8 protein-coding genes are annotated in these 10,477 nt (G+C 70.4%); 2 read left to right on the top strand and 6 right to left on the bottom strand.

Annotation, left to right across the window (positions count from 1 at the left end):
- Nucleotides 1-912, top strand: a 912-nt coding sequence (locus tag ACWDRW_RS37175; RefSeq protein ID WP_451731979.1) for an NAD(P)/FAD-dependent oxidoreductase, incomplete at its 5' end; no start/stop codon positions are given.
- Between the two features lie 77 nt (nucleotides 913-989).
- Nucleotides 990-2,669 (top strand): NAD(P)/FAD-dependent oxidoreductase, encoded by a 1,680-nt coding sequence (locus tag ACWDRW_RS37170; RefSeq protein ID WP_451731976.1) that lies wholly within the window; start codon nucleotides 990-992, stop codon nucleotides 2,667-2,669.
- 204 nt (nucleotides 2,670-2,873) lie between these two features.
- Here ACWDRW_RS37170 and ACWDRW_RS37165 read toward each other — a convergent pair whose 3' ends face one another.
- From ACWDRW_RS37165 to ACWDRW_RS37140, 6 genes are read right to left on the bottom strand one after another with little or no spacing between them, the layout of a single operon-like run.
- Nucleotides 2,874-3,401 (bottom strand): flavin reductase family protein, encoded by a 528-nt coding sequence (locus ACWDRW_RS37165; RefSeq protein ID WP_451731974.1) that lies wholly within the window; start codon nucleotides 3,399-3,401, stop codon nucleotides 2,874-2,876.
- Nucleotides 3,401-4,882 (bottom strand): amino acid adenylation domain-containing protein, encoded by a 1,482-nt coding sequence (locus tag ACWDRW_RS37160; protein ID WP_451731971.1) that lies wholly within the window; start codon nucleotides 4,880-4,882, stop codon nucleotides 3,401-3,403. The genes ACWDRW_RS37165 and ACWDRW_RS37160 overlap by 1 nt, the downstream gene beginning before the upstream one ends.
- The gene (locus ACWDRW_RS37155; RefSeq protein ID WP_451731968.1) at nucleotides 4,879-6,015 is read right to left on the bottom strand and encodes an acyl-CoA dehydrogenase family protein; all 1,137 of its coding nucleotides are present in this window, start codon (nucleotides 6,013-6,015) and stop codon (nucleotides 4,879-4,881) included. The genes ACWDRW_RS37160 and ACWDRW_RS37155 overlap by 4 nt, the downstream gene beginning before the upstream one ends.
- Before the next feature lie 20 nt (nucleotides 6,016-6,035).
- Nucleotides 6,036-7,343: a cation:proton antiporter domain-containing protein gene (locus ACWDRW_RS37150; RefSeq protein ID WP_451731965.1), complete on the bottom strand. Its 1,308-nt coding sequence runs from the start codon at nucleotides 7,341-7,343 to the stop codon at nucleotides 6,036-6,038.
- A gap of 40 nt (nucleotides 7,344-7,383) precedes the next feature.
- A complete protein-coding gene (locus ACWDRW_RS37145; protein ID WP_451731962.1) occupies nucleotides 7,384-8,397 on the bottom strand; it encodes a 2-oxoacid:ferredoxin oxidoreductase subunit beta in 1,014 nt (337 codons plus the stop codon).
- The gene (locus ACWDRW_RS37140) at nucleotides 8,387-10,270 is read right to left on the bottom strand and encodes a 2-oxoacid:acceptor oxidoreductase subunit alpha (protein ID WP_451731981.1); all 1,884 of its coding nucleotides are present in this window, start codon (nucleotides 10,268-10,270) and stop codon (nucleotides 8,387-8,389) included. Before ACWDRW_RS37140 ends, ACWDRW_RS37145 begins: the two co-directional genes overlap by 11 nt.
- Nucleotides 10,271-10,477 lie beyond the last annotated feature (207 nt).

Here is a 10,477-nt window from a genome sequence, read left to right as displayed (position 1 = left end):
GGCTTCGACAACCACGAGTGGTCCCGCAACCCGCTGTGCAGCGTCGGCCTCACGCTCGACCCGCGCAAGTACCCCAAGTCCGCCGACATGACGCCGGAGGAGGAGTTCTACTCCTACGCCGCCCGCTTCCCGGACATCGCCCGCCAGTACGAGGGCGCCCGGGCGGTGCGCAACTGGATCTCCACCGACCGGCTCCAGTACTCCTCCCGGCAGTGCGCCGGCGACCGCTGGTTCCTGCTCTCGCACGCGGCCGGCTTCATCGACCCGCTGTACTCGCGCGGCCTGTCCAACACCGCCGAGGCCATCAACAGCCTCACCTGGCGGCTCCTGGAGGCCGTCAAGGACGACAACTTCTCCCGCGAGCGCTTCGACTACGTCGACAAGATGCAGCAGGGCCTGTTCGACTACAACGACTCCCTGGTCAACGCCTCCTTCATCTCGTGGAGCGACTACGACCTGTGGACGGCCGTCTACCGGATGTGGGCCTGGGGCGCCAACGCGGGCACCTACCGGCTCTCCGAGGGTCTGTTCAAGTACTTCAAGGACGGCAACGAGCAGCACTTCAAGGACCTGGAGAAGGCCCCGTACCTCGGCCTGTACTGGCCGGACCACGACGGCTACAAGGGCCTGTACGACCTCATGGTCGACAAGGTCCTCGACTACGAGGCCGGCCGGACCACCGCGCGCGACGCGGCCGACACGGTCTACGAGCAGCTGGAGACCGTGAACTTCGTGCCGAAGAACTTCGGCTTCGCCGAGCGCGACCTGCGCTTCATGATTCCCGGACCGAAGACACTGCTGAAGACCGCGCGCTGGCTGCACACCGAGGCCGACCCGGTCGTCAAGCGGATGATGACCGGCAACGGGCGCGAGGCCATCAAGGCGAAGCTGCGCGGCAAGCGCATCTTCTGAACCGCGCGCACGGCGCCGGTCCCGGTGGGGCCGGCGCCCCCGCGCGTCCAGGGAGAGAACCGAGGGGAGTTGAACCCATGAAGATCAACCGAACCACCCCGCCCGGAGACCGCCCGGCTCCTCCCGCGGACCCCCGGGAGAAGTACGACGTCGCCGTCCTCGGCGGCACCATGGCCGGCGGCCTGCTCGCCGCCGTCCTGGCCCGTCAGGGGGTACGGGTGCTGGTGGTGCCGAGCGCCGAGGACCGCAGCGAGCCCTCCGGCGAGACCACCGTGCCGTACACCGCCGAGGTGTTCCTGCTGCTGGCCAAGCGCTTCGACATCCCGGAGATCGCCGCCTTCGGGCTGTTCCCGGACCTGCCGGCGGAGGTGCGCCGGGACAGCGGCATCAAGAAGAGCCTCGGCTTCCTCTACCACCGGCCGGGCCGGCCGCAGAGCCCCGAGGAGAGCGTCCAGTTCAACGTGCCCGGCGAGCACGCCGAGTGGCATCTGGAGCGGCGCAGCGTCGACGCGTACACGCAGCGCATCGCGCACCGCTACGGCGCCGCGGTGCTCTCGCACGGGGTGCACGCGACGGACGCCTGGACCGAGGCGGACGGGGCGCGGATCGAGACCACCGACGGGCATGTCTGGAAGGCCCGTTACCTGGTCGACGTCAGCGGCCCCGGCTCCTTCCTGGTGGCGAAGAACGGCGGCGACGACCCCGAGCCGCGGCTCGGCCTGCGCTCCCGGGTCATCGCCACGCACATGACCGGCGTGACGCCCTTCGAGGAGGTGCGGCCCACCGCGGACTACCCGCGCGCCACCGCCTGGTCCGAGGGCACGGTCCACCATCTCTTCGACGGCGGCTGGATCCAGCTGGTCCGCTTCGACAACCACGCCCACGGCGGCAACCCGGCCACCGGAGTGACGCTCAGCCTCGACCCGGAGCGCTGGGAGCACCTCCCGGACGACCCCGAGAAGGCCTTCCGTGCGGTCGTCGAGCGCTTCCCCGACCTGGACAAGACCTTCGCGTCGGCGACCGCGGTCCGGCCGTGGATCAACGCGCCGCTGTGGCAGCGGACGGCCTCGCAGACCTACGGGGACCGCTGGTTCGCGCTGGAGCGGACGGCGGCCCGCAACGACCTGTTCCTGTCCCGGGACGTCACGATGGCCACGGAGGTGGTCCACGCGCTGGCGAGCGCCCTCGTCCCGGCGGTGCGCCGGGAGGACTTCTCCCCGGCGCCGTTCGCCCGGGTGGCGGCCTTCCAGGACGACCTGAACGCCTTCAACGACCGCTGGCTGCGGTGCGCGCGCATCGCCGCGGGGGAGTTCCAGCTCTGGAACGCCTACTCCCGGGTCTGGCTGCTCTGGCAGATCCTCGCGGACCTCTCGCTGAAGCGGGCCCGGCTGGACTGCGAGTCCTCCGCCGGCCGGGACTGGTCGGCGGTGGAGCGGTTCGAGCTGGGCGGCATCTGGTTCGACGTGCCCGAGGGCCTGCGCGGTGTCATCGACCGCTCGCTGCGGACCATCGAGCGGGTCGGCGCGGGCGAGCTGTCCGCGGTGCCGGCGGCCGACGGCATCTTCGCCGAGCTGCGCCGGGAGAGGTTCATCCCGCCGCTGTACGCCTTCGGCGACCCGGAGGCCAAGGTCTACCACTTCACGATCCCCAAGCGGCTGAAGATGCTCTGGTGGGTCAAGACCTCGGCACCCGCCGACTTCCGCCGCCTGCTGACCCGCGACAACGTCACCTCGGTCACCTCGGCGGCATCCCGCTGACCCGGCCGGCCTCCTCACCCACCACGCCGCCCCCTCACCAGGGGGGCGGCGTGGTGGCATGTGCGGGGGGGCTCCCGGATCCGCGCGCCCCGAAGACGAGGACGCGCCTTCAAGGCACAGCCGATGTGACGCCCTCGGCGCACAGCCCAGGGCCCGCCACCGGAGTTCGGTGGCGGGCCGTGAGGGGAGGTCGGGCCGCGGCTGTCAGCCGGCGTTGGGGAGCAGACGGGCGTACGCGCCGCGCCAGTAGGTGAGCGGGAAGCGGTCCTCGGCCGTGCCGCCGCCCACCACTCGGCCTATCAGGAGCGTGTGGTCGCCGGCCTCCACCGCGTCGTGCAGCTCGCACTCCGCGTGGCCCACCGTGACCGCCAGCAGCGGCGTCCCGGTCGCCGGACCCGGGGTCCAGCGGACCCGCTCGAACTTGTCGGTCGCGCCGGAGGCGAACAGCTGCGAGGCCATCTGGCCCTGCGAACCGAGGATGTTGACCGAGAACTGGGCCCGGTCCAGCACCGCGCGCAGGGTGCCGCTGCGGTTGCTGACGCTCGCCAGCAGCAGCGGCGGGTCCACGGAGACACTGCACACCGCGGAACAGGTCAGACCGCGCGGCTCGTCCTCCTTGTCCAGGGTGGTCACGATGGAGACCCCGCTGGCCAGCGAGGCCATCACGGTACGGAACAGCTGGATGTCGACGGACGTGCCCAGCGTCGGCATCGGCATGGCGGCGGTGGTCATCACAGCTCACCCGCCTCTACGGCCGTGACGAGCGCGGCGCGGTGCAGCTTGCCGTTCGGCGTGCGAGGCAGATCCTCGGCGATGTGCAAACGGTCGATGTTCATATACGTGGGCAACCTTTCCGCACAACGGCGTTTGATGGCGAGCAGGGAGGGCCGCTGCCCCGGCGAGGGGACGACGACCGCGTGCAGTTGGGACGTGAGACCGGTGCCGATCACCAGGACCGTCACCTCGGCGACGGACTCGAGGGTGCCGATGGCCGCCTCGATCTCGCCCAGCTCGATCCGGTTGCCGCGCACCTTCACCATGTGGTCGCGGCGTCCGACGTACTCGAGGTTCCCGTCGGCGTCGAGGCGGGCGATGTCGCCGGTGCGGTACGGGCCCTCCTGGGGGCCGCGCCCCCAGTAGCCCAGCATCACCGTGGGACCGCTGACGACGACCTCGCCCTCACCGCCCTCGGGGCCGTCCAGCGTGATGGTGTCCCCCGAGCAGGCCGTGCCGATCGGCAGCGGGGTCTCCCGCTCCAGGTCGGCCTCGGTGACCTCGTAGGAGGTGCAGACGTTGGTCTCGGTCGGGCCGTACCAGTTCAGCAGCCGGATGCCGGGCCAGCTCTTGCGCAGCTCCTGGACGTGGTGGATGGCGAACGGCTCGCCGGCGAAGAGACAGACCCGCAGCGCCGACGGGGGAGGCCCGTCCAGCAGCCCGCCCTCGCGCATCATCAGGCTGATCGCCGACGGCACCGAGTACCAGACGGTGATCAGCCGCTGGCGCATGAACTCCGCCAACTGCACCGGGGCGTAGGCGAGTTCCTCGGGTACCAGGTGCACCGAGGCGCCGGCGGCGAAGGCGGCGTACAGGTCGAAGACCGAGAGGTCGAAGTTGAACGGCGCGTGGTTCGACAGCCGGTCGGAGACCGTGAGCTGCAGCTCCTCGACCGCCCAGTCGATGAAGGCCAGCGCGTTGCGGTGGCTGATCATCACGCCCTTGGGCTCACCGGTTGAGCCCGAGGTGTACAGGATGTAGGCCGGGTCGTCCGGCTCGTTCCTGTAGTGCGTCGGACGCGCGCCCTCCTCGGCCCGTCCGAGCAGCTCCTCGAAGCCGGCCAGCGGCGCCGCGTCGAACTCGGCGGCCTTGGCCCGCTCCACGCCGCCCGTGTCGGCCACGACCAGCTTCGGCTCGCAGCCGGCCGCGATCCGGGCCACCCGGGCGGGCGGGTTGGAGCCGGTGACCGGCACGTATAGGGCGCCGATGCGCAGCGCCGCCTGCATCACGGCGATGGCGTCGACGCTCTTGTGGCTCCAGATGATCACCCGGTCGCCGATGCCCACCCCGCTCTGCCGCAGGGCCTCGGCGTACCGGTCCGCGAGGCGGTCGAGCTTGCGGTAGTCGATGGGGCCGTCGGCCCCGTGCACCGCCACGGCGTACGGGTTGCGCCGGGCGGAGTCGTACAGCAGGCGGTGCAGGCTGACGTTGGTGCTCATAGTCCCAGCTCCCTGGAGATGATGTCGCGCTGGATGTCCGATGTGCCGGAGAAGATGACGGAGGGCACCGCGTCCCTGAGGGCGGCCTCGATGCCCTCGGCGCGCTGGTAACCGCGGCCGCCGAAGAGCCGGATGGCGTCCAGGGCCGTGCTCACCACGCCCTCGGACACGGCCAGCTTGGACAGGGCGATCCAGAGGGTGGCCGGGCCGCCCCGGTCCATCTCCCAGGCGGCGCGGTACAGCAGCAGCCGGGCACTCTCGGTGCGCAGCTTCATGTCCGCGATGCGGTGCGAGACCGCCTGGAAGCGGGAGATCCGGCGACCCCCCTGCTTACGGGTGCGGGCGTGCTCGACGGCCCGGTCCATCAGATGGTCGGCGAGCCCGAGGAACCCGGCGAACAGACAGCACCGCTCCCAGCCCATCGAGTGCTGGAAGATGAAGCCGCCCTGGCCCTCCTCGCCGAGGGTCTGGTCGTCCGGCACGAAGCAGTTGTCGAACGTCAGCCGCCCGGCCGGGACATGGGCCATGCCCATCTTGTCGAAGGGCTCGCCGACCGTCAGACCGGGGGCGGACCGCTCCACCACGAAGCCGGTGACGCCCAGATAGCCCGCCTTGGGGTCCGTGGTCGCGTACGTTGTGAAGACGTCCGCGGCCGGGCCGTTGGTGACGAAGCTCTTCTCGCCGTTGAGGATCCAGCCGCCGTCGGTGCGCTCGGCGACCGTGGTGAGCCGGGAGACGTCCGAGCCCGCCTCGTCCTCTGTCATGGCGTTGCCCGCGATCAGCTCGCCGGTGCACATCCCCGGCAGGATCCGGGACTTCAGCTCCGGGCTGCCGAAGTCGACGATCGGCATCGCGCAGGCGAACAGGTGCGCCGAGGCGCCGAAGACCAGTCCGGTGCGGTCGCAGCCGCGCCCGAGGGCCTCCACCTGCCGTGCGGTGTCCAGCGCGCCGAGCCCGCCGCCGCCGTACTCGGCCGGCACGGACAGACCCAGCAGGCCGAGCTCGCCGAGCCGCTTCCAGTCGCCCCGGTCGTAGTACTCGGCCGTGCCGTCACTCGCGGGGAACGCCTCGCGGACGGCGGCCAGGGTGCGGTCGTAGGCCTGCCTCTGTTCCTCGGTCCAGGCGAAGTCCATGCTGCGTGCCTGCCTTTCGACTATTTGGGAGAAGGGATCATGGAGACCGCGGGCCGGGAATTCAGCAGTTCCTCATGGGCACGCTCGTTCTGGCGGGCCAGCAGGGCGGACAGCAGGGGCGCCGCCATCGCGGTGGTGACCAGGGCCATGATGACCATGGCGCTGAACAGTTCCACGGTGAGCAGCCCCAGTTGCAGACCCACGTTGAGGATCACGAGCTCGGTCAGGCCACGGGTGTTCATCAGCAGTCCGAGCACGGTGGCGTCGCGCCAGTTCATCCCGGTCAGCTTGGCCGGGATCGCGACCCCGCCGAGCTTGCCGACGCAGGCCACGACGATGACGGCCACCATGACCAGCAGACCCTGGCCGGTGATCGTGGTGAGGTCGACGGACAGGCCCGTCACGACGAAGAACAGCGGCAGCAGCAGCTTGCTGGCGTTCTCCATCGGCCCGAAGGCGGACTGCATCAGCCTGCGGTCACGCGGCATGACCAGGCCGAAGAAGAAGGCGCCGAAGATGGCGTGGATACCGATCTCGGAGGTCAGCCAGGCGGAGCCGAAGGCACCGCAGGCGGCGAGCACCATGATGCCGGCCAGGGGGGCATCGGGCAGCCGGTCGGTCGCCTTGCGCAGCAGCGGCTTGACGACCCAGAGCATTCCGGCGACGTACACCAGCGACCACAGCAGCATCGTGACGAAGGCGCCCGTGCCGGTGGCCGTCACCAGCGCCACGACGAGGGCGAGCATGCACCAGGCCAGGACGTCGTCGGCCGCGGCGAGCGCCAGCGAGAGCGCCCCGGCCCGGCTGAACTGGAGCCCCTGGTCGGCGACGATGCGCGCGAGCACCGGGAACGCGGTTATCGACATGGCCACGCCGAGGTAGAGGGTGAACTCGAACATCCCCACCTCTTTGCCGTTCACCGTGCCGTAGGTGCCGTAGATCAGCGCGGCGAGGCCCATGCCCAGGGCGAGCGGGCAGGCGATCGAGCTGAGCCAGATGATGCCGGTGGACTTCCGGCGTCCGCTGAAGCTCGTGCCGTCGAACTCCCATCCGATGACGAACATGAAGAGGATCAGGCCGATCTGGGCCGCGGTGCCCAGATGGGCCCGCGCCTCGGCCGGGAAGAACTTCTCCGGCAGGTCGCCGGGGAACAGTCCGAGGAGACTCGGGCCGAGGCAGATACCGGCGGCGATCTCACCGACGACCGCGGGCTGGCGGATCCGGCGGGCGGCCGCGGCGAAGGCCACGCCCACCAGCAGGGTCAGCGCGATGCCACCGATCACGGCTGTGGTCAATGATTCCGAGCTGGCGGCAGCAAGAGAGCTCACTGGGTCTCCTTACGAACGGGCAGGGCGGGGCGGGAGCGGATCAGCGGCTCCAGGTGTCGCTGCCGGCGAGGACGGCCGCGAGGTCGCCCTTGCCGTATCGCTCGATGGCGGCGTCCAGCTGGTCGGCCATCGTCGTGTCGTAGACCGGACGCTCGACGTCCCTGAAGACGCCGATCGGTGTGTGGTGGAGGGTCTGCGGATCGGCCAGCCTGGACAGCGCGAAGGCGGTCGTGGGGGAGGCCGAGTGCGCGTCGTGGACGAGGATCCGGTCCTCGTTCCGCGCGGTCACGTCGACCACCTCCAGATCGCCGGTGGCCGGATCCCGTACGACGGCTTTGGCGCCGTCGGCCCCGAATCGGATCGGCTGCCCGTGCTCCAGGCGGATCACCGACTCCTGCGCTTGCTGCTTGTCCTTGAGGACCTCGAAGGCGCCGTCGTTGAAAATGTTGCAGTTCTGGTAGATCTCCACCAGCGCGGTGCCCGGATGCCGGTGCGCGGCGCGCAGCACCTCGGTGAGGTGCTTGCGGTCGGAGTCGACGGTGCGCGCCACGAAGGACGCCTCCGCGCCGATCGCCAGCGACACCGGGTTGAAGGGCGCGTCCAGCGAACCCATCGGCGTCGACTTGGTGATCTTCCCGACCTCGCTCGTAGGGCTGTACTGGCCCTTCGTCAGGCCGTAGATCCGGTTGTTGAACAGCAGGATCTTGAGGTTCACGTTGCGGCGCAGGGCGTGGATCAGGTGGTTGCCGCCGATCGACAGCGCGTCGCCGTCGCCGGTGACGACCCACACGCTCAGGTCGGGCCGGGTCACGGCGAGGCCGGTGGCGATCGCCGGGGCACGGCCGTGGATCGAGTGCATGCCGTACGTGTTCATGTAGTACGGGAACCGCGAGGAGCAGCCGATCCCGGAGATGAAGACGATGTTCTCCCGCGCCACGCCCAGCTCGGGCATGAAGCCCTGCACGGCCGAGAGGATCGCGTAGTCACCGCAGCCCGGGCACCAGCGCACCTCCTGGTCGGACTTGAAGTCACGGGCGAGCAGTTCAAGCCGCATGGATCTCCTCCTTCAGAACCGCGGCGAGTTGCTCGGCCTTGAACGGCATGCCGCTCACCTGGGTGTGGCTGGTCACGTCGACGAGGTAGCGGGCGCGCAGCAGGGACGCGAGCTGGCCGAGGTTCATCTCGGGCACCACGACGCGCTCGTAGCGGCCGAGTACCTCGCCGAGATTGCGCGGGAAAGGGCTGACGTGGCGCAGGTGGGCCTGTGCGATCGGCTCCCCGGCCCGGCGCAGCCGGCGCACGGCCGCGGTGATCGGGCCGTAGGTCGACCCCCAGCCCAGCACCAGCGTGTTCGCCCCGTGCGGGTCGTCGACCTCGATGTCCGGCACCCAGACCCCGTCGACCTTCCGCTGCCGGGTGCGGACCATGAAGTCGTGGTTGGCCGGGTCGTAGGAGATGTTCCCCGTGCCGTCCTGCTTCTCGATGCCGCCGACCCGGTGCTCCAGCCCCGGCGTGCCGGGGATCGCCCAGGGGCGGGCCAGCGTGAGCGGGTCCCGCTTGTACGGCCAGAAGACCTCGGTGCCGTCCTCCAGCGTGTGGTTGGGGCCGTCGGCGAAGTGCACCCGCAGATCCGGGAGTTCGTGCGGCTCCGGGATCCGCCACGGCTCGGCGCCGTTGGCCAGGTAGCCGTCGGACAGCAGATAGACCGGGGTGCGGTAGGTGAGCGCGATCCGGACCGCCTCCAGCGCCGCGTCGAAACAGTCCGCGGGCGTGCAGGGGGCGACGATCGGCACCGGGGCCTCACCGTTGCGGCCGTACATCGTCTGCAGCAGGTCGGCCTGCTCGGTCTTGGTGGGCAGCCCGGTCGACGGTCCGCCGCGCTGGATGTCCACGATGACCATCGGGAGCTCGAGCGCCACGGCCAGACCGATGGTCTCGCTCTTGAGCGCCATCCCGGGACCCGAGTTCGAGGTCACCGCCAGCGAACCGCCGAACGCCGCGCCGAGCGCCGCGCCGGCCGCCGCGATCTCGTCCTCGGCCTGGAAGGTGCGCACCCCGAAGTTCTTGTGCCGGCTCAGCTCGTGCAGGATGTCGGAGGCCGGCGTGATCGGGTACGAGCCCAGGAACAACGGCAGGTCCGCCTGCTGGGCGGCGGCGAGCAGACCGTAGGACAGGGCCAGGTTGCCGGAGATGTTCCGGTAGGTGCCGGACCGGAAGGTGTCGGCGGCCGGGGCGATCTCGTAGGAGACCGCGAAGTCCTCCGTCGTCTCACCGAAGTTCCAGCCCGCCTTGAACGCGGCGATGTTGGCCGCCGCGATCTGGGGCTTCTTGGCGAACTTCGTCTTCAGGAACTTCTCGGTGCCCTCGGTGGGCCGGTGGTACATCCACGACAGCAGACCGAGCGCGAACATGTTCTTCGCGCGCTGGGCCTCCTTGCGGGACAGCCCGAACTCCTTGAGCGCCTCCACGGTGAGGCTGGTCAGGGGTACCGGGTGCAGCCGGTACCCCTGAAGCGTGTCGTCGTCCAGCGGGGAGCTGTCGTAGCCCGCCTTCGCCAGCGCGCGGGCGTCGAACTCGTCGCTGTTGACGAGGAGTTCGCCGCCGGGACGGAGGTCAGCCAGGTTCGTCCTCAGCGCCGCGGGGTTCATCGCCACCAGCACGTCCACGGCGTCGCCGGGGGTGAGGATGTCGTAGTCCGCGAAGTGCAACTGGAAGGAGGAGACACCGCCCAGGGAGCCCGCGGGCGCCCGGATCTCGGCCGGGAAGTTCGGCAGGGTCGCCACGTCGTTGCCGAACGAGGCCGTCTCCGACGTGAACCGGTCACCCGTCAGCTGCATGCCGTCGCCGGAGTCGCCCGCGAAACGGATGACCACACGGGACAGTTGCTCGGTCCGCGAGGGGGCGTCCGAGGCCGCCGGTGGATGGATGCTGGGGTGAGGAACTGCAGTCACCGAGCCTCTACCTCTCTCTCGGGGGGTGCCCACGGCGGTTGCAGTCTGGGTAGGCGGGCTAGAGGGGTGGTCAAGAAGCGGTGCACCGGGGCGGACGGGTCGACCGACGCACCTCGGCCACTCGGCGACGCCGGCTCCGGGCCGCCCCAACGCCGCTCCACCGCAGCTTGAGCGAGCGCCCCG

It is taken from the genome of Streptomyces sp. NPDC003635 (assembly GCF_053587635.1).
This window is presented reverse-complemented; position numbering and strand designations above follow the sequence as displayed.

Excerpts from the sequence above, each read along its gene's own strand:
- ACWDRW_RS37170 (WP_451731976.1), top strand. The coding sequence starts at position 990 with ATGAAGATCAACCGAACCACCCCGCCCGGAGACCGCCCGGCTCCTCCC.
- ACWDRW_RS37165 (WP_451731974.1), bottom strand. The coding sequence starts at position 3,401 with ATGACCACCGCCGCCATGCCGATGCCGACGCTGGGCACGTCCGTCGAC.
- ACWDRW_RS37160 (WP_451731971.1), bottom strand. The coding sequence starts at position 4,882 with ATGAGCACCAACGTCAGCCTGCACCGCCTGCTGTACGACTCCGCCCGG.
- ACWDRW_RS37155 (WP_451731968.1), bottom strand. The coding sequence starts at position 6,015 with ATGGACTTCGCCTGGACCGAGGAACAGAGGCAGGCCTACGACCGCACC.
- ACWDRW_RS37145 (WP_451731962.1), bottom strand. The coding sequence starts at position 8,397 with ATGCGGCTTGAACTGCTCGCCCGTGACTTCAAGTCCGACCAGGAGGTG.